12 protein-coding genes are annotated in these 18,531 nt (G+C 71.8%); 4 read left to right on the top strand and 8 right to left on the bottom strand.

What is annotated here, in order from left to right; translation table 11 throughout:
- Window positions 1-62 precede the first annotated feature (62 nt).
- Window positions 63-1,889, bottom strand: a complete 1,827-nt coding sequence (locus tag ACFWB8_RS27090) for an acyl-CoA dehydrogenase (protein ID WP_385232362.1) — start codon at window positions 1,887-1,889, stop codon at window positions 63-65.
- A 203-nt stretch (window positions 1,890-2,092) separates the two neighbouring features.
- Here ACFWB8_RS27090 and ACFWB8_RS27085 point away from each other — a divergent pair, with 203 nt between their 5' ends.
- On the top strand, window positions 2,093-2,554 hold the full coding sequence (locus ACFWB8_RS27085; RefSeq protein ID WP_385232359.1) for an SseB family protein: 462 nt from the start codon (window positions 2,093-2,095) through the stop codon (window positions 2,552-2,554).
- Between the two features lie 432 nt (window positions 2,555-2,986).
- Entirely contained in the window at window positions 2,987-3,949 is a 963-nt protein-coding gene (locus ACFWB8_RS27080) for a pirin family protein (RefSeq protein WP_385232356.1), read from the top strand.
- A 19-nt stretch (window positions 3,950-3,968) separates the two neighbouring features.
- Here the strand turns inward: ACFWB8_RS27080 and ACFWB8_RS27075 are convergent, their stop codons facing one another.
- Both ACFWB8_RS27075 and ACFWB8_RS27070 read right to left on the bottom strand, forming a co-directional pair.
- On the bottom strand, window positions 3,969-5,045 hold the full coding sequence (locus ACFWB8_RS27075) for an AI-2E family transporter (RefSeq protein WP_385232353.1): 1,077 nt from the start codon (window positions 5,043-5,045) through the stop codon (window positions 3,969-3,971).
- Between the two features lie 39 nt (window positions 5,046-5,084).
- The gene (locus ACFWB8_RS27070) at window positions 5,085-7,298 is read right to left on the bottom strand and encodes a SpoIIE family protein phosphatase (protein WP_385232350.1); all 2,214 of its coding nucleotides are present in this window, start codon (window positions 7,296-7,298) and stop codon (window positions 5,085-5,087) included.
- Between the two features lie 136 nt (window positions 7,299-7,434).
- Between ACFWB8_RS27070 and aspS the strand changes: the two genes are divergently transcribed.
- The gene (aspS, locus tag ACFWB8_RS27065; RefSeq protein WP_385232347.1) at window positions 7,435-9,252 is read left to right on the top strand and encodes an aspartate--tRNA ligase; all 1,818 of its coding nucleotides are present in this window, start codon (window positions 7,435-7,437) and stop codon (window positions 9,250-9,252) included.
- Between the two features lie 81 nt (window positions 9,253-9,333).
- Here aspS and ACFWB8_RS27060 read toward each other — a convergent pair whose 3' ends face one another.
- Window positions 9,334-10,863: a VWA domain-containing protein gene (locus ACFWB8_RS27060; protein ID WP_385232344.1), complete on the bottom strand. Its 1,530-nt coding sequence runs from the start codon at window positions 10,861-10,863 to the stop codon at window positions 9,334-9,336.
- 292 nt (window positions 10,864-11,155) lie between these two features.
- Here ACFWB8_RS27060 and ACFWB8_RS27055 point away from each other — a divergent pair, with 292 nt between their 5' ends.
- A complete protein-coding gene (locus ACFWB8_RS27055; protein WP_385232341.1) occupies window positions 11,156-13,255 on the top strand; it encodes a PhoX family protein in 2,100 nt (699 codons plus the stop codon).
- 82 nt (window positions 13,256-13,337) lie between these two features.
- On the opposite strand, the gene ACFWB8_RS27050 is transcribed toward ACFWB8_RS27055, so the two are convergent.
- The 4 genes from ACFWB8_RS27050 to ACFWB8_RS27035 form a co-directional block, all read right to left on the bottom strand.
- The gene (locus ACFWB8_RS27050) at window positions 13,338-14,597 is read right to left on the bottom strand and encodes a sensor histidine kinase (RefSeq protein ID WP_385232338.1); all 1,260 of its coding nucleotides are present in this window, start codon (window positions 14,595-14,597) and stop codon (window positions 13,338-13,340) included.
- Between the two features lie 14 nt (window positions 14,598-14,611).
- Window positions 14,612-15,334 (bottom strand): hypothetical protein, encoded by a 723-nt coding sequence (locus ACFWB8_RS27045; RefSeq protein WP_385232335.1) that lies wholly within the window; start codon window positions 15,332-15,334, stop codon window positions 14,612-14,614.
- Between the two features lie 225 nt (window positions 15,335-15,559).
- Window positions 15,560-17,542 (bottom strand): FUSC family protein, encoded by a 1,983-nt coding sequence (locus ACFWB8_RS27040; RefSeq protein WP_385232332.1) that lies wholly within the window; start codon window positions 17,540-17,542, stop codon window positions 15,560-15,562.
- A 115-nt stretch (window positions 17,543-17,657) separates the two neighbouring features.
- The gene (locus ACFWB8_RS27035) at window positions 17,658-18,485 is read right to left on the bottom strand and encodes a hypothetical protein (RefSeq protein WP_385232329.1); all 828 of its coding nucleotides are present in this window, start codon (window positions 18,483-18,485) and stop codon (window positions 17,658-17,660) included.
- Between the last annotated feature and the right edge of the window lie 46 nt (window positions 18,486-18,531).

Below are 18,531 nucleotides of genomic sequence, written 5' to 3'. Positions count from 1 at the left end.
CAACAACGGCATCCTCTTCTCCGAGTCGGCCCAGAAGGGCGCGCACGTACACCGCGTACGGACTAGAAGGCTGCCTCGTCGAGCTCCATGAGGGAGTTGTCGACGCTCTCGGCGAGCGAGCGGGCGACCGAGACGCCCGGCAGGACCTGCGAGGCGAAGAACTTCGCGGCCGCGATCTTGCCGGTGTAGAACGGCACGTCCTTGGCGGAGGCGCCGGCCAGCTTCTCGGCGGCCACGGCCGCACCCTTGAGCAGCAGGTAGCCCACGACGACGTCGCCGGACGCCATCAGCAGGCGGGTGGTGTTCTGGCCGACCTTGTAGATGTTCTTGACGTCCTCGCCGGTGGCGGTGAGGTCGACGATCATCTGGCCGACGATGGCCTCCAGGTCGACGGCGGCCTTGGCGAGCGCGTCGCGGGCGCCGGCCAGCTCCTCGCCGCCGACGGCCTCGGCCAGGAACTTCTTGATCGTCTCGGAGAGGACGTTCAGGGAAGCGCCCTGGTCGCGGACGATCTTCCGGAAGAAGAAGTCCTGGCCCTGGATGGCCGTGGTGCCCTCGTAGAGGGTGTCGATCTTGGCGTCCCGGATGTACTGCTCGATCGGGTACTCCTGCAGGTAGCCGGAGCCGCCGAAGGTCTGCAGGGACTGGGCGAGCTGCTCGTAGGACTTCTCCGAGCCGTAGCCCTTCACGATCGGCAGGAGCAGGTCGTTCAGGCCGATGAGGGAGGAGGCGTCCTCGCCCGCGGCCTGCTTGAGCTGGATCTCGTCCTGGACGGAGGCGGTGTACAGGACCAGGGCGCGCATGCCCTCGGCGTACGCCTTCTGCGTCATGAGCGAGCGGCGCACGTCGGGGTGGTGCGTGATGGTGACCTTGGGCGCGGTCTTGTCCATGAAGTTGGCCAGGTCCGGGCCCTGCACGCGCTCCTTGGCGTACTCCAGCGCGTTGAGGTAGCCGGTGGAGAGGGTGGCGATGGCCTTCGTGCCGACCATCATCCGGGCGAACTCGATGATCATGAACATCTGGCGGATGCCGTCGTGCTTGTCACCGATCAGCCAGCCCTTGGCGGGGTGCTGGTCGCCGAAGGTCATCTCGCACGTGTTGGAGGCCTTGAGGCCCATCTTGTGCTCGACGTTCGTGGCGTAGACGCCGTTGCGCTCGCCCAGCTCGCCGGTCTCCCAGTCGAAGTGGAACTTCGGGACGAGGAAGAGGGACAGGCCCTTGGTGCCGGGGCCGTGGCCCTCGGGACGCGCGAGGACGTAGTGGAGGATGTTCTCCTCCATGTCGTGCTCGCCGGAGGTGATGAAGCGCTTGACGCCCTCGATGTGCCAGGAGCCGTCGGCCTGCTGTATCGCCTTGGTGCGGCCGGCGCCCACGTCCGAGCCGGCGTCCGGCTCGGTGAGGACCATGGTGGAGCCCCAGCGCTTCTCGACGGCGATCTGGGCGACCTTCTTCTGCGCCTCGTTGCCCTCTTCGAAGAGGATGCCGGCGAACGCCGGGCCGGAGGAGTACATCCAGATGGCCGGGTTCGAGCCGAGCAGCAGCTCCGCGTAGGCCCAGATGAGGGAGCGGGGCGAGGTGGTGCCGCCGATCTCCTCGGGCAGGCCCAGGCGCCAGTACTCCGACTCCATGAAGGCTTCGTAGCTCTTCTTGAAGGAGGCCGGGACGGGCGCGGTGTTGGTGGCCGGGTCGAAGACCGGCGGGTTGCGGTCGGCGTCCTCGAAGGAGGCGGCCAGCTCGTTCTCGGCGAGGCGGGTCAGCTCGGAAAGGACGCTCTTGGCGGTCTCGGTGTCCATCTCCTCGAACGGACCGGTGCCGTACAGCTTGTCGCGGCCGAGCACCTCGAAGAGGTTGAACTCGATGTCGCGGAGATTCGACTTGTAGTGCCCCATGGCGACGGCTCCGTTAAGGCTCGGGGAGACAGGTTCCTCGTACGTACCAACTGGTAACAACATGATGCTACCCGTGGGTAATAAGAATCAACCCTTGCTCGACGACTGTGACCAGCATCAAGCCAGAAACGCTCGAGGGCTGCCGGAAGCCCTGGCCGGAATGGGTGTCCTGGGGCCCGCGGCCGCTCGGTAGGCTTTGGCCCATGTACGGCTACGACCAGAACGTGAGCGCGGGGCAGCAGCAGTACGCCGCCCCGCAGCAGATGGCCGGCGGATACGGCGAGCAGCCGCTGTACCCCGAGCCCTCGCCGCCGTCGCTCGCCGACGCGGTGCGGGCCTTCACGACCGGGTCGCTGTCCGCCGAGGACTTCCAGCAGATCTTCGCCTCCTCGAAGGTCTACTGCCCGCGTGGCGAGACCCCGGGCTTCCTGGCGCTGCACAACACGCAGCAGCCGGTGATCCCCATGTTCACCACGCTCAAGGAGCTGCGCCGGTACGCCGGCAAGGAGTCCAAGTACTTCGTGATCACCGGCGCCGAGGTGATCGACCTGCTGCCGACCGGCTACGGCTTCGTCCTCGACATGGAGGGCGACCACCGGATGGTCTTCGACGCGAAGGCGGTCGAACAGATGGTCGACTTCGCGATGCGCCGCATGTACGGCTAGTGCTCGCGGGACCCGGCTGAGGGGGCGGGCGGGCGGTTTTCGGCCGCCGGCGCGGGCGCCTGGGCCGGGAGCTGCCGGGCCGGGCCGCCGCCCGGGCCCGGGGGCCGCGGGGGCCGCGGGAGCCACCGAGGCCGTCTGTCCGCGCGAGTACGCCTGCATCCACCGCGGCGCCACGGCCAGATCTTCCACTCGTCGGTCTGGCTGTTCACGGCCGCCGGAACACCAACGGCACCGACTGTGACTTCGCGGTCCGGCCCGGCCATCCCGCGGTGGTCGGCATGACTGCCTTCCGGTCGGTCTCGATCGAGCCGTAGGCGCCCGTGCACCGACGCTCAGGCCCCGGGGGAATTCCCCCGGGGCCCTCTCTGTTCTGTGGGGTGTGGCCGAAAGTTCGAGTTTCAACTAAACTCGACGCAGAAGGAGGTTCCGACCATGCCTGCAGTGACAGTGGAGAACCCGTTGACGCTCCCCCGCGTCGCCGAGCCCGCCCAGGAGACCGCCGCCCGCAAGGTGCTGGCCGTCACGACCGCTCCCGGGGGCTTCGAGGGCGAGGGGTTCCCGGTGCGCCGCGCGTTCGCCGGGATCAACTACCAGTACCTCGACCCGTTCATCATGATGGACCAGATGGGTGAGGTGGAGTACGCCCCGGGCGAGCCCAAGGGCACCCCCTGGCACCCCCACCGCGGCTTCGAGACCGTCACGTACCTGATCGACGGAACCTTCGTCCACCAGGACAGCAACGGCGGCGGCGGAGTCATCAACGGCGGCGACACCCAGTGGATGACCGCCGGTTCGGGCCTCCTGCACATCGAGGCCCCGCCGGAGTCCCTCGTGGTGTCCGGCGGGCTCTTCCACGGCCTCCAGCTGTGGGTGAACCTCCCTGCCTCCGACAAGATGATGCCCCCGCGCTACCAGGACATCGGCCGCGGCCAGGTACAGCTGCTGAGCACGCCGGACGGCGGCGCCCTGCTCCGCGTGATCGCCGGTGAGCTGGACGGCCACGAGGGCCCGGGCATCACCCACACCCCGATCACGATGGTCCACGCGACCATCACGCCGGGCGCGCGGATCACCCTGCCGTGGCGCGAGGACTTCAACGCCCTCGCGTACGTCATGGCCGGGCGCGGCTCGGTCGGCGAGGACCGGCGGCCCGTCCAGACCGGGCAGACCGCGGTCTTCGGCGAGGGCGGCTCGCTGACCATCCGGGCGGACGAGGCCCAGGACTCCAACGCCCCGGACCTGGAGATCGTCCTGCTCGGCGGGCGCCCGATCCGGGAACCGATGGCGCACTACGGTCCGTTCGTCATGAACAGCAAGCACGAGCTCCAGCAGGCCTTCGACGACTTCCAGGCCGGCCGGCTCGGGACCATCCCGACCACCGCCCGCACGAAGTAGCAGCAGGCCGCAAGGAGCACTAGTCCCGCACGGGCCCGGACGCCTCAGTGGCGTACCGGGCCCGCAGCTCCGAGAGGACCCCGAAGGCGGCCGCCGTCAGCGGCACGGCGAGCAGCATCCCGAGGATCCCGGCGACGCTCGCCCCGGCGGTGATGGCGAGCATGACCACGGCCGGGTGCATCTGCACGGTCCGGCTCTGGATCATGGGCTGGAGCACGTGCCCCTCCAGCACCTGTACGGCGAGCACCACGCCCAGCGCCCACAGCCCGATGACCCACCCCCGGTCGGCGAAGGCGACGAGCACCGCCACGGCCCCGGAGATGAAGGCGCCGAGGTACGGGATGTAGGCGCCGACGAACACCAGCGCGCCGAGCCCCGCCGCCCCGGGTACGCGCAGCACCAGCAGCCCCACCGTGATGCAGACGGCGTCGATCGCGGCGATGAAGGTGGTTCCGCGCATGAACCCCTCGACGGCATCGAAGGCGCGTCGGGCCATGGCTTCGACGGTGTCCCCGGTGGCGCGCGGCGCGAGCGAGCGCAGGGTGCCGGCCACGCGGTCGGAGTCGCGGAGGAAGAAGAAGATCAGCAGCAGCGCGAGGATGGTGGTGGCGATCATCTCGCCGACGACGCTGATGCCGGTGATGACCCCGGAGGCGGCCGTGCCGCCGAACTTGGCGAGCAGGTCCTTGGCATTGGCGGCCAGGTCCTGGAGCGAGGTCCCGGTGGCCCCGAAGTGTTCGGTGAGGTCCTGGCCGGCCCGCTTGAGGGAGCCGGCGATCTCGTCCCCGGTGCTGATCAGCGCGTGTACGACGACGTACGAGGCCCCGCCGACGACCGCGATCACGGCGAGGCAGGTGAGCCCGGCGGCGAGGGAGCGGTTCAGCCTCATCCGCACGAGGCGGCGGTGCAGCGGCCCGAGGAGCGCCGTCCCGAGCAGGGCGAGCAGCACGGGTGTGACGGCGGTCTTGAAGACGATGCACAGCCACACGGCCACCGCTGCCACGCCGGTGACCAAGAGCGCGACGGCGCACCAGGCGGCGAGCCGCCGTACGGGCTCGGGAAGCAGGGGGTTCGGCGAAGGCGGGGGAGTCGACACCGCGATATCCAACCACGGTGGCGGCGGCCCGCCCGGGGCTCAGACCAGCGGGTCGGCGTCCAGGCCGGCGTCCAGGACGGCGTCGGCGGCGGGGCCGGGGCCCGGGTCGGCGTCGGGCTGCGCGGACCGCTCGTGGAGCTCGAACCAGATCGACTTGCCCTCGCCGCGCGGGTCCACGCCCCAGTTGTCGGCGAGCATCTCCATCAGCAGGACGCCCCGCCCGCTGGAGGCCATCTCCCCGGGATGCCGCTTGTGCGGGAGCTCGTCGCTCTTGTCCGCGACCTCGATGCGCAGCCGGCGCCCGCCCAGCTCGCCCACCGCCTCCGCGACCAGCAGCGCGTCCCCGTCGGTGTGCGTCAGTACGTTCGTGACCATCTCGGAGACCATCAGTACGGCCGAGTCCACCTGATCCGGGTCGGACCAGTCGTGCAACAGCTCCCGGATCTGCCGGCGTGCCCCGGCGATCCGCTCCGGCTCGGCCTGGGCCACGGTCAGCATCGTGCGCCGGCTCGGGCGCGCGGGGTGCAGCAGCGGGGCGCCGCAGTCGCGGCCGGCGCCTTCGCGGCACAGCAGGACGACGGCTATGTCGTCCTCGCGGCGGTCGGCGAGCGGGCCGGTGGTGTGGTGCGAGGAGGGCCCGTGCACGGCCTGGACCAGCAGGTCCGCGAGTTTCTCCAGGCTCTCGTCGTCGTGCATGTCGGACTCCAGGATGGCCCGCAGCCGGGCCCAGCCGGTGTCCAGGTCGTGCCCACCGGTCTCGATGAGCCCGTCGGTGCACAGCATCATCGTCTCGCCGGGCTCCAGCGTGAACCGGGTGGTCGGGTAGTCGGTGTCGGGGACGATGCCGAGCGGAAGGCCCCCGGCGGTCGGGCGCATCAGGACGGTGCCGTCCGTCATCCGGATCGCCGGGTCGGGGTGCCCGGCCCGGGCCACCTCCAGCAGCCCCGTCTCCGGGTCGCACTCCACGTACAGGCAGGTCGCGAAACGCGGGCTCGGGAAGTCGGGGTCCTCGCCGGAATCCGATTCCTGCGAGGAGCACAGCCCGGCCAGGAAACGGGAGGCGCGCGAGAGCACCGCGTCGGGGCGGTGGCCTTCCGAGGCGTACGCGCGCACCGCGATCCGCAGCTGGCCCATCAGTCCGGCGGCCCGTACGTCGTGCCCCTGGACGTCCCCGATGACCAGGGCGAACCGCCCCGAGGGCAGCGGGATCATGTCGTACCAGTCGCCGCCGACCTGGAGCCCGCCGCCGGTCGGGACGTACCGGGCGGCCAGCTGCATGCCCGGGATCTCCGGTCCGAGCTGCGGCATCATCGACCGTTGGAGGCCGGTGGTGAGTTCCCGCTCGGATTCGGCCACGCCGGCGCGCTGGAGCGCCTGGGCGAGCATCCGGGCCACCGTCGTCAGGACGGAGCGTTCGTCGGGGGAGAAGGACACCGGGTGCTTGAACGCGGCCATCCAGGCGCCCATGGTCCGCCCCGCCACGATCAGCGGGAGGAACGCCCAGGAGGCCCGGTCGAAGCGCTGGGCGAGCGGCCAGGTGGCGGGGAAGCGCCGTTTGTAGTCCTCGGGAGTGGGCAGGTAGATGGCCCGTCCGGTGCGCACCACCTCGGCGGCCGGGTAGTCCGTCTCCAGCCGCATGTCCGCGAAGGGACCCTCGTCCCCGGAGTCGTGACCGTGGTGCCCGATGATCGACAGCCGGTCGCCGGCCATGCCGAAGACGGCCAGCCCGTCGGGGCTGAACCCGGGCATGGACAGGGACGCGGCGACCCGCAGCACCTCCGCCGTGGAGCGGGCCTCGGCCAGCGCGCGCCCCGCGTCCAGCAGGAAGGCCTCGCGGGAGCGCCTCCAGTCGCCGGTGATGGGGGTGTGCACCGCCGTGGTGCCCGGCTGGGGCTCGGCGATCTCCTGGATGGTGCCGATCAGCTCGTAGTCGATGTGGCCGTCCGGGCTGCGGTTCTCCAGGGGCTTCGAGCGGCTGCGTACGGTGCGCAGCACGCGCCCGTCCTCGTCCATGATCCGCAGGCGGGCCTCGGCGAGGGTGTCCTCGGCCACCGCCAGGTTCACGATGCCGTTGATCTCGTTCCAGTCCACCGGGTGGAAGCGCGAGCGCACGGCCACCTCGGGCAGGACCACGGGCTCGGCGGGCAGGCCGAGGAGCCGGGCGGCCTCGCCGTCGAGGGTGACCGTCCCGGAGGCGTTGTCCCATCTCCACAGGCCGGTCGCGATGGCGGCCAGGACATCCTCGGTGCGCACCCGGTCATCTTTACAGGTCATACGCCTGAGGTGCCTGTTCACCGCCCCCGCCGGGCGCGCCCGCGCGGTGCCCCGCCCGGACGGTAACCTTGGGACGGTTGAATCCACCTTGGTATCGCGAAGAACTGGATGACTGATGCATCGGTACAGGTCCCACACGTGCGGCGAGCTCCGAGCCTCCGACGTCGCCGCCGACGTCCGGCTGAGCGGCTGGCTGCACAATCGTCGAGACCTGGGCGGCATCCTCTTCATCGACCTCCGTGACCACTACGGCATCACGCAGCTCGTCGCCCGTCCCGGCACCGCCGCGAACGAGGCACTGAGCAGCGTCACCAAGGAGACCGTCGTCCGCATCGACGGCAAGGTCGTCTCCCGCGGCGCCGACAACGTCAACCCGGAGCTGGCCACCGGCGAGATCGAGGTCGAGGTCTCCGCGGTCGAGGTGCTCGGCGCGGCCGCCCCGCTGCCCTTCACGATCAACACCGACGACGGTGTGAACGAGGAGCGGCGCCTGGAGTACCGCTTCCTCGACCTGCGCCGCGAGCGCATGCACCGCAACATCATGCTGCGCTCGGCCGTCATCGCCGCGATCCGCCACAAGATGGTGGCCCTCGGCTTCAACGAGATGGCGACCCCGATCCTCACCGCGACCTCCCCCGAGGGCGCCCGTGACTTCGTCGTCCCGTCCCGCCTGAACCCGGGCAAGTTCTACGCCCTGCCGCAGGCGCCGCAGCAGTTCAAGCAGCTGCTGATGATCTCCGGCTTCGACCGCTACTTCCAGATCGCGCCCTGCTTCCGCGACGAGGACGCCCGCGCCGACCGCTCGCCGGGCGAGTTCTACCAGCTCGACGTCGAGATGTCCTTCGTCGAGCAGGAGGACGTCTTCCAGCCGATCGAGCGCCTGATGACCGAGCTCTTCACCGAGTTCGGCGGCGGCCGCGAGGTCACCTCCCCCTTCCCGCGGATCCCGTTCCGCGAGTCGATGCTGAAGTACGGCAACGACAAGCCCGACCTGCGCGCCAAGCTGGAGCTCGTCGACATCACCGACGTGTTCGAGGGCTCGGAGTTCAAGGCCTTCGCCGGCAAGCACGTGCGCGCGCTGGCCGTCCCGGACACCGCCGCGCAGCCGCGCAAGTTCTTCGACGGACTCGGCGAGTACGCGATCTCGCTGGGCGCCAAGGGCCTGGCCTGGGTCCGCGTGGGCGAGGACGGCGCGCTGACCGGCCCGATCGCCAAGTTCCTCACCGCGGAGAACGTCAAGGTCCTCACCGAGCGGCTGGGCCTGGCGGCCGGGCACGCGGTGTTCTTCGGCGCGGGCGAGTTCGACGAGGTCTCCAAGATCATGTCGGGCGTGCGTGTCGAGGCCGCCAAGCGCGCGGGCCAGTTCGAGGAGAACGTCTTCCGCTTCTGCTGGATCGTCGACTTCCCGATGTACGAGAAGGACGAGGAGACGGGCAAGATCGACTTCTCCCACAACCCCTTCTCCATGCCGCAGGGCGGCATGAAGGACCTGGAGGAGAAGGACCCGCTCGACATCCTGGCGTGGCAGTACGACATCGTCTGCAACGGCATCGAGCTGTCCTCCGGCGCGATCCGCAACCACGAGCCCGAGGTCATGCTGAAGGCCTTCGAGATCGCCGGCTACGAGGCCGAGACCGTCGAGCGGGAGTTCGCCGGCATGCTGCGCGCCTTCCGCCTCGGCGCCCCGCCGCACGGTGGCATCGCCCCGGGCGTCGACCGCATCGTGATGCTGCTGGCCGACGAGCCGAACATCCGCGAGACCATCGCCTTCCCGCTGAACGGCAACGCGCAGGACCTGATGATGGGCGCGCCGACGGTGCTGGAGGAGTCCCGCCTGCGCGAGCTGAACATCGCGCTGCGCAAGCCGGTGGAGGCGAAGGCGGCCGATGCCAAGCCGATCGCGGAGGCCGTCCACCCGGACGCTGCGCGGTAGTCACGGGCGCAGTCGTAGTCGCAGGAGCATGAGGAAGGGCCCGGGATCGAGGAGGATCCCGGGCCCTTCCTGGTCTCTGGACTAGAACCGCTCCAGGATGCCCTTGAGGAGGGCGGCGGAGGTCAGCTCACGGGGGGCCGGGCCGGCGTGGAAGAAGCCGGCGTTCTCGGCGTCCAGCTTGCGCAGGAAGTCGAAGGTTTTGGCGTCGTGGTCGCCGAACGCGACGAACTGCCAGTGGATCCCGGGAGCGGTGGCGGCTGCCTCCGCCAGGGCGGCCTTGGCCGGCTGGCGGTTGTCGGGGGCGCCGTCGGTCTGGAAGACCACGAGGGCCGGGCCCTCGCCGCCGTCCTTCTGGTAGCGCTCGACGACGGCCTCCACGGCCACGTGGTAGCTGGTGCGGCCCATCCGGCCGAGCTCGGCGTGGCGGGCCTCGACCCAGGCCTCGTCGTGGCCGTCGAGGGTCAGTTCGGCGGTGCCGTCCACGTCCGTGGAGAAGAAGACCGTGTGCACGGTGGCGTCTTCGTCGAGGTGCGCGGCCAGGGCGAGGGCGTGGTCGGCGAGGTGCTGGGCGCTGCCGTCCTTGTAGAACGGGCGCATCGACCCGGACCGGTCGAGCACGAGGTACACCTTGGCCCGCGCCCCGGCCTTGCCCTTCCCCCGGAGCACTTGCCCCGCGGCCTTGTACGCCGCGGCCACCCCGGCCGCCCGCCGCCGCACCACAGCCGCGGCCACAGCGGGCCCCTCGGCCTCGGCCTCGGCCTCCGGCGCGGGTTCAGCGGCAGCCGCGACCGGCTCGGCCTCCGGCTCGGTGGTGGCAGCAATGGGCTCTGCCTCCGGCGTGACCGGCTCGGCTTCGGCGGCCGGTTCGGCCTCCGGCTCGGCGGCGGCAGCCACGGGCTCCGCCACTGGCGTGACCGGCTCGGCCACGGCTTCGGGCTCCGGCTCGGCAGCGGCAGCTACGGGCTCGGCCACGGCTTCGGGCTCCGGCTCGACGGCGGCTACGGGCTCCGCCTCCGGCGCGACCGTTTCGGCTTCGGCTTCGGCGGCAGCCGCGACGGGCTCGGCCTCGGCCTCAGCTTCAGCTTCGGCTTCCGGCTCGACGGCGGCTACGGGCTCCGCCTCCGGCGCGACCGTTTCGGCTTCGGCTTCGGCGGCAGCCGCGACGGGCTCCGCCTCGGCCTCGGCCTCAGCTTCGGCTTCCGGCTCGGCGGCAGCCACGGGCTCGGCGGCGGCGACGGGCTCCGCTTCCGGCGCGACGGGCTCGGTTTCGGGCTCGGGCTCGGGCTCAGCGGCGGCAGCCACCGGCTCGGCGGGGGCCGGGGTGGGGTCCGGGTGAACCGCCGGAGGCACCGGTGCTCGGCGGGCTTCCGGGACCGTGGGGTCCGGAGCCGGCGCCGTGGCCGTCAGCAGTGTGCCCGGCTCGCGGTCCCGCGGGGCGGACTGCGGCGGAACGGTCGGATTGTCGAAGGAGGCCGCCACCAGCTCGGCCGCCACGTCCAGGGGGGTGCGTTCCGCCTGGCTCGGAAGGGCCGCCGAAGGGGCGTCCGTCGAGTCCGGAACCGGCTCCGAAGCCCGTCCGAACACCTTGCGCAACAAGCTCCGAATACCCATGGGCCAGGCCTTTCGCATGAGTGCGTGCGTCATTTGTCCGTGCTGCGCGGTAGATCCCTGCCCAGAGTGGACACGTAAGGTTATCGGCCCCTTGGCTGGAACTTCGGCAGGGGCGCCTTTCGTGGCGCCCACGGCCCAAAGAGACCCGCCGCGCCACCGAACTGCCGCTCCGACGTGCCGGGTTCACCGGCCGTTCATCCAGCCGCCGCCGCTTCGGCGCAACCCGCGCCTAGCGTCACGGCTGGATTCGACCGACACGTTGTCGGGGACCGTGCATCTACGGAGGACACTCGTGCGCAAGCTCCTGCCGCTCATCGGCAACCCGCATGGGGGCGGCCGTTCCGCCCTCACCTGCCGCTACCGCTGCGGCAACGCATGCTTCCACGAGGTGCCGAACACCAGCGACAACGAGTACGTCGGCGACGTCATAGCCCGCGCCTACTCCCGCCGCTCGATGCTGCGCTCCGCCGCCGTCGTGACGGTCGCCACCGCCGCCGGCAGCGCCGTGGCCCTCGGCGGCAACGGCTCCTCCGCCCACGCGACCCCCACCGCCGACGCCCAGGGCGCCTCCGCCCAGGCGAACGCCGAGGGCGCCCGCGGCCTGCGCTTCAAGGCCGTCGCGCCGAACACCAATGACCAGGTCACCGTCCCCGAGGGCCACGAGCAGAACGTGGTCATCCGCTGGGGCGAGCCGATCGTCAAGGGCGCCCCGGGCTTCAACCCCGACAAGCAGACCGCTGCCGCCCAGGCCGGTCAGTTCGGCTACAACAACGACTTCCTGAGCCTTCTCCCGCTCGGCGGCGACTACGAGCGCCAGCAGCTGCTTGTGGCCAACCACGAGTACACCGACGAGAACCTCATGTTCAAGGGCTACGACCCGGCGAACCCCACCCGCGAGCAGGTCGAGATCGCCTGGGCCGCGCACGGCCTCGGCATCGTCGTGGTGCAGGAGGACCACCGCTCGGGCAAGCTGACCGCCGTCACCCGCCACCAGCTCAACCGCCGTCTCACCGCGACCAGCGTGTTCAAGCTGACCGGCCCGGCCGCCGGCAGCCCGCTGCTGAAGACCTCCGTCGACGCCACCGGCACCAAGGTGCTCGGCACGCTCAACAACTGCTCCGGCGGCACCACCCCGTGGGGCACCACCCTCCACGGCGAGGAGAACTTCAACCAGTACTTCGCCAACGCCGGCAAGGTCACCGACCCGGCCGAGGCCGCCCGCCTCAAGCGCTACGGCGTGACCACCGGCGAGACCGAGCGCAAGTGGGAGCGGTTCGACAAGCGCTTCGACTGCACGCAGGAGCCCAACGAGTCGCACCGCTTCGGCTGGGTCGTCGAGCTCGACCCGTACGACCCGAACTCCACCCCCCGCAAGCGCACCGCGCTCGGCCGCTTCAAGCACGAGGGCGCCCAGCCCCGCCTGACCGAGGACGGCCGCCCCGTCGTCTACATGGGCGACGACGAGCGCTTCGACTACTTCTACAAGTTCGTCTCGTCGAAGCAGATGAAGAAGGGCAACTCGCGCGCGGCCAAGGAGCACAACCTCACGCTGCTCGACGAGGGCACCCTCTACGTCGCCAAGCTCAGCGGTGACTCCCCGGCCGCCGAGTTCGACGGCTCCGGCAAGCTCCCCTCCGACGGCGAGTTCGACGGCTCCGGTGTCTGGATCAAGCTCGCCACCGCCACGGCCTCCGGCAGCGTCTCGCACGTCGAGGGCATGACCGCCGACGAGGTGTTCGTCTTCACGCGCCAGGCCGGTGACAAGGTCGGCGCCACCAAGATGGACCGCCCCGAGGACATCGAGCCTTCCCCGCGCACCGGCCGGGTCTTCGTCGTACTGACCAACAACACCGACCGCGGCAAGGCCGGCAAGGCCGGTGCGGACGAGGCCAACCCGCGCAACCTGAACAAGCACGGCCAGATCCTGGAGCTCGCCGAGAACTTCGACGACCCGGCCGGTGACGGCTTCGCCTGGCGCCTCTTCCTGGTCGCCGGTGACCCGAACGACCCGGCCACCTACTTCGCGGGCTTCCCGAAGGACAAGGTCAGCCCGATCTCCTGCCCCGACAACGTCACCTTCGACCCGCACGGCAATCTGTGGATCTCCACGGACGGCAACCAGCTCGGTTCGCACGACGGCCTGTTCGGCGTCGCGACCGCCGGGGACCGCCGCGGTGAGCTGAAGCAGTTCCTGACCGTCCCGCGCGGCGCCGAGACCTGTGGCCCGCTGGTCCAGGACAAGCGCGTCCTGGTCTCCGTCCAGCACCCGGGCGAGATCGACGGCGCGTCCGTCGAGAAGCCGCAGTCGGTGTGGCCCGACGGCCCCGGCAAGATCGTGCGTCCGGCGGTCGTGTCCGTCTGGCGCAAGGACGGCAAGAACATCGGCCTCTGATCCGGCCGAGGAGCACGCTCGGTTGACCGGGCCCGACCCGGCCAACCGGGCTGTTTCACGTGAAACATCGGCTCGGGCCCGGTCAACTGCCCTCCGGCAGGCGTCCGACGGGCAGCCGGAGGGTGGTCACCGCGCCCCCGTCGGGGGCGTTGGAGAAGCCGATCGCGATCTCCAGTACCGCCGCCTGGCCGACCGCGATCGTCAGGCCGAGCCCGTGGCCGCGCCCGCGTCCGGGATCCCCGGTACGGAAGCGCCGGGGTCCCTGCTCGATCAGCTCGGGCGGGTAGCCGGGTCCGTGGTCGCGCACGGTCACCACCGGGCCCGTCACGCTCACCTCGATCGGCGGCTGCCCGTGCTTGTGGGCGTTGACCAGTAGGTTGGCCAGGATCCGGTCCAGCCGTCGCCGGTCGGTGAGCACCACCGCGTCGCGGACCACCCGTACCGCGGCGGCCAGCCGGGTGCCCGCCACGGCGCGCTCGACCGCCCGGCCGAGCTCCACTCGGCTCAGGTCGGCCCGTTCGACGCCCGAGTCCAGCCGGGAGATCTCCAGCAGGTCCTCGGTGAGCAGGTGCAGGGCCTTCAGCCGGTCGTTGATCATCTCCTTGGGGCGGCCCTCGGGCAGCAGGGCCGCCGCGGCCAGGGACCCCGTGAGCGGGGTGCGCAGCTCGTGCGCGACATCGGCCGTGAACCGCTTCTCCGCCTCCAGCCGGCCCTGGAGCGATGCGGCCATGGAATCCAGTGCCTGCGCCACGTCCCGCACCTCGTCGCGGGAGCGGGCCGGGCGGCGGTCGTCCTCGTCCGCCGGGAAGCCGACCCGGGCGTCCAGGTCCCCGGCGCTGATCCGGCGCGCCACGGCGGCCGCGGTCCGCAGGCGGCGACTGATCCGGTTGGCCAGGAAGAGGCCGGCCAGCGCCACCACTCCGGCGGCGAGCACCGAGGAGGCGAGGATCGCGGTGTCCATGTCGCGCAGCCGGGCGCGGGTGTTCTCGTACGGGAGCCAGACGGCGAGGGACCGGTGGTCGGCGGGGCCGGCCGCCCACATGACGGGCTTGCCGGCGTGCGTGCCGACCATGCTGCCGGTCAGCCCGCGGGCGACCAGGTCCCGCAGCGGCCCGGGCAGTTCGGGGGAGTCCATGGCGACGTTCACATCGCCGTGCGCGGTGCCGTACTGGTAGTGCCCGAGGGCGTGGTCGAGGTCGCGGTCCACGTCTTTCCGCACCTCGCCGACGATCTGCCGGGCGACCACGTTGTGCACGAGGATCCCCAGGGCCGCCGCGACGGCGCAGCACACGGCCGTGGTGGTCAGGGCGATCTTCCAGCGCAGACTGCTCGTCACCCGCATCGGCCGCCGCCTCCTCAGGCCGCGTTCGGGGGGCAGGGGGTGGAGCTGTTCTTGGTCCCGGAGCATGCGTCGAGGGTGAGCTGGGAGAGGTTCATGATCCCGGCGTCCGGATCCCACACGTAGTCGGAGACGGCGACGTACTTCGGGTTCGACGCCGGCTCGCGGACGGCCAGGTGCTCGGCGGCCACCTCGACGCCCTCCAGTACCGCGCGGCGGGACAGGATCCGGGCGATCGTCCCGTCGTCCCGGACGGTGTAGACGCGCAGTTCGCTCAGGCGGCCGTCGATGTCGAGGGCGGTGATCAGTTCGTCCTTGCCGTCGCCGGTGACGTCGTACAGGACCGCGGGGCGCACCGGGCAGTCCGGGCCGCCGTCCACAGCCTGTGTACAGAGTGCGATGCGCTGGATGGCGCGGGGGTCCACGAGCCGCCCGGTGCCGCCGTCCTGGGCGGTGGCGGCGGTGACGTCGGCGCGTACGACGGCCACGGCGTCGACGCCCCGCATGCTCAGGTCCGCGACCTTGGGCAGACCGGGGACGGCGGCGGCCGTCTCCGGCTGCTGCTCCGGGTCGGGCGGGTCGGGCCGGATGTTCGTCCACAGGCTCTGCGGGGCGTGCACGGTTCCGAGGTCTCCGTCGCTGCGCAGCCCTTCCACGTCCGCGCATCCGGCCGTGGCCGCCGAGGCCGCCGTGGCCGCCAGGAGGGCGGCGAGGCCGGGCAGGAGGCGGGAGCTGGGCATGTACCGATGCTCCCCCGCCGGTCGGCCTCCGGCCCGGGAGCGGGGCCGTGCGGGTGACGGTGCCCCGCCGCCCCGGGGCTCCGCCCGGCCCCGGTCACAGACCTGGGGCTCCGCCCCGGGCCCCGCGCGTCAAACGCCGGCGAGGCTGAATAGGCCGGCTCCGGGCCCGTCGGCGTGGGGTCCGGGCCTGCGCCGCAGCCCTGGGGGCAGGGGCGCGGGTCTTCGTCACACGCCCGGATGGGCGATGGCGCGGGCCGCTGCCACTTCTTGGCGGACCGGCGCCAGGACGCTCGACTCGTTGCCCTCCCCCGGTGCGTCGACCCGTACCGGGATCGGGCTGCTGCGCACCCCGTCGGCCAGGGCGCGCAGCTGTCGCGTGACCGTGTCGACCTCGCCCGGTGCGGGCGCCTCGGCCCCGTGGTTGACCCGGACCCGCGCGGCGGTCGTCGCGTCCACGATCCGCTCGACGGCGACGACCAGCGGCCACCACGCGGCGGCCCGCGCCCCCATCGGCGGCGGTTCGGTCAGGGCCCGCTGGAACTCGCTGCGCAGGCTCGACAGGTCCCGGTAGATCCGCCGCCGGGCCTGCAGCCGGGCGGTCCGCGCCGCCCGCAGCCCTGCCTCGGTCTCGGGGTGGCCGCCGAACGCCCGCTCCACGTACCGCGCGGCGTCGTCCACGGCGTCCGCGAGCCGGTCGCCGATGCGGGTGCGCCAGCTCTCGGGCCACAGCAGGTACCCCGCGACCAGGGTGATGGCGCAACCGATCAGGCTGTCCAGCAGCCGGGGCCGGATCAGGTCGAAGCCCTGGTGGTTGAGGAGGTCCGAGAGCAGCAGGATCACCGGGGTGATCGCGGCGGTCTGGAAGGCGTACCCCTTGGCGGAGAAGGCGGGGATCAGCGCGGCGAGCACGACCATCACCGGTACGTCCCACCAGCCGCGCGGTACCTCGGAGAGTACGGCGGCGGCGATGACCAGCCCGCCCGCGGTGCCGAGCGCCCGCAGCACGGCGCGGGAGAAGACGGATCCGAAGTCGGGCTTGAGCACGAAGGTGACGGTGAGGGCGACCCAGTAGGAGCGCTCGATCTCCACCACCGAGACCAGCACCTGCGCCAGCCCGATGCACAGCGCGAGGCGCAGCCCGTACCGCCAGGAGGCCGGGGACAGCATCATGTCGCGCACGGCCCGCCGGGCGCGGATCCGCAGCGCGGCGGGCCGGCCGAGCCGGTCGTCCACGTTGTACGGGTCCGGCTCGGCCAGCAGCACGATGGTCGCCGCGTGCCGCAGGGCCGCGTCGAGGGCCCGCTCGGACGGGACGTGCGGTTCGGGCAGGTCCAGTACGGGAGTGCCCGTGCGGCCCTCTTCGACTCCCGCCGCCAGTTCCCGTACGGCCGCCGGGATCTCGGGCGGCAGCGGTCTGCGGCGCAGGTGGGCGGCGGGAGCGGCCTCGACCAGCGGGATCAGCACGTTGAGCTGGGCCAGCAGCCGCACCAGGGAGGGGCTGCGCCCGTGCACCCGGGCCCGCCGGCCCAGGACGAGGTCGTAGGCCTGGTTCAGGGCGTGGGTGAGCTGCTGACGGCGCTCCTCGTACGCGGGTCCGCCCGCGGCCTCCAGGGTGTCGGCCAGCGCCCGGTAGCCGGCGGCGACGGCGGCCCGCTCCGGCTGCCGCCCGCGCAGCGGCCAGCCCAGCAGGGTCAGCAGGAGGACGAACAGGCCGCCCGCGCTGAGCAGCAGCGGCGCCGTCCACCAGGGCTCGGGCATCGGCAGCCCGGCCCCGACGACGGCGTAGAGCAGGAGCAGCAGCCCGGACACGGAGGCGACCGTGCCGATCGAGGAGATCATCCCGGAGACCAGGGCGATCAGGGTGAGCAGGCCGACGGCGAGCCAGCCGTGCCCGAACACGAGGGTGCCCAGTGCCACGCCGACGGCTCCCAGGAGCTGCGGGACGGCGATGTTGAGGATCCGCATCCGGTAGGCGTCGGCGGTGTCGCCGATGACCCCGGAGAGGGCGCCCATGGACATGAGCGCGCCGTACTCGGGTTCGTCGAGGGCGAAGCCGACGGCGAGCGGGGCGGCCATCGCGATGCCCGCCCGTGCCACGGCCGCCCAGGGGATCGGTGCGGAACTCGGCCGCAGCCCGTGGAGCAGCCAGGAGGGTGGAGCCAGCGGATTGTTCCGGGCCCGCCCGGACGGTATCTGTTCGGTGCTCATTCCGCTTCCGTGCCGCCACTTGCGAATCGGTTCTGCGCCCTTGTGTCTTGTCTGTGTTCGTCTGGGCCGTCCGGGTCGGGTGTTCTCGTCTGCGTCCTTTCTGTCCCTTCCGAGCTTATGGGGTGCGGCGCAGGCGGCCCGTCAGCCAGGCGGCCAACGCGGTGGCCAGTCCGATCGCGAGCACCACCCAGGCGGTGGTGCGCAGGAAGGCGGTGAGCGCGTCGTAGACCGCCTCGGCCGCGGGCCGGTCGACGTCGGCGGGGAGGTCGTCCAGGGTCAGCCGCCGGCACACCCCCACGGCGAGCCCCAACAGGGCCGCCCCGACGGCCAGTCCGAGCCCGGTGGCGATCACGGCGCGGCGCCGGTGGACCGCGAGCGCGATGGCGGCCGCGGCCAGCACCAGGGTCAGGACGGGGAGCCAGATGCCGGCGATCTGCAGCATGCGGAAGCCCTTCCGGAGCGCGCCGAGATTGTCGTACTCCATGACCTTCACCGAGATGTGGGTCACGGGGATGCGGTCGGCAAGAGGTACCCCGTCCTCGACGAGCACCCCTTTGACCTGCTCGATCACGGGTGCGAGGTCGATGGTGACGGCGTCCCCGTGGCCGGTGGTGAGGGCTTGCAGGAAGGCGGCGTGCGCGGCGCGGTTCGCGGCGTCCCAGGCGGTCCGGTAGGCGGGGGTGCCGACGAAGGAGTGCAGGGCCTCGCCGAGCAGGGCGTCGACACCGCCCTGGAAGGGGCCGGCGTCGATCTGCCCGGACAGGCCGCGGGCCGCCTGGGTGACGACGACCCCCTGCACGGCCGGGTTCCCGGCGAGCGGTGACATGGCGGCCGTGTACCGGTCGGCGCTGCCCAGCTCGTGGTCGGCCCAGTACGCGACGGCGCTCGCGGGCACGAGGAGGGCCACGAGCCCGATGAGTACCGCCGAGAGAAAGGTGCGCACGTCACCAGGGAAAGCCGGTCGGCGGCCCGATGCGCGCGTTGCTGCT

The organism is Streptomyces sp. NPDC060031, assembly GCF_042736805.1.
Classification (GTDB): Bacteria; Actinomycetota; Actinomycetes; order Streptomycetales; family Streptomycetaceae; genus Streptomyces.
This window is presented reverse-complemented; position numbering and strand designations above follow the sequence as displayed.

Bases quoted from the DNA above. Each gene is read 5' to 3' on its own strand.
- ACFWB8_RS27060 (WP_385232344.1), bottom strand. From the start codon at position 10,863: ATGGGTATTCGGAGCTTGTTGCGCAAGGTGTTCGGACGGGCTTCGGAG.
- ACFWB8_RS27080 (WP_385232356.1), top strand. From the start codon at position 2,987: ATGCCTGCAGTGACAGTGGAGAACCCGTTGACGCTCCCCCGCGTCGCC.
- ACFWB8_RS27045 (WP_385232335.1), bottom strand. From the start codon at position 15,334: ATGCCCAGCTCCCGCCTCCTGCCCGGCCTCGCCGCCCTCCTGGCGGCC.
- ACFWB8_RS27040 (WP_385232332.1), bottom strand. From the start codon at position 17,542: ATGAGCACCGAACAGATACCGTCCGGGCGGGCCCGGAACAATCCGCTG.
- ACFWB8_RS27085 (WP_385232359.1), top strand. From the start codon at position 2,093: ATGTACGGCTACGACCAGAACGTGAGCGCGGGGCAGCAGCAGTACGCC.
- ACFWB8_RS27050 (WP_385232338.1), bottom strand. From the start codon at position 14,597: ATGCGGGTGACGAGCAGTCTGCGCTGGAAGATCGCCCTGACCACCACG.
- aspS (WP_385232347.1), top strand. From the start codon at position 7,435: ATGCATCGGTACAGGTCCCACACGTGCGGCGAGCTCCGAGCCTCCGAC.
- ACFWB8_RS27090 (WP_385232362.1), bottom strand. From the start codon at position 1,889: ATGGGGCACTACAAGTCGAATCTCCGCGACATCGAGTTCAACCTCTTC.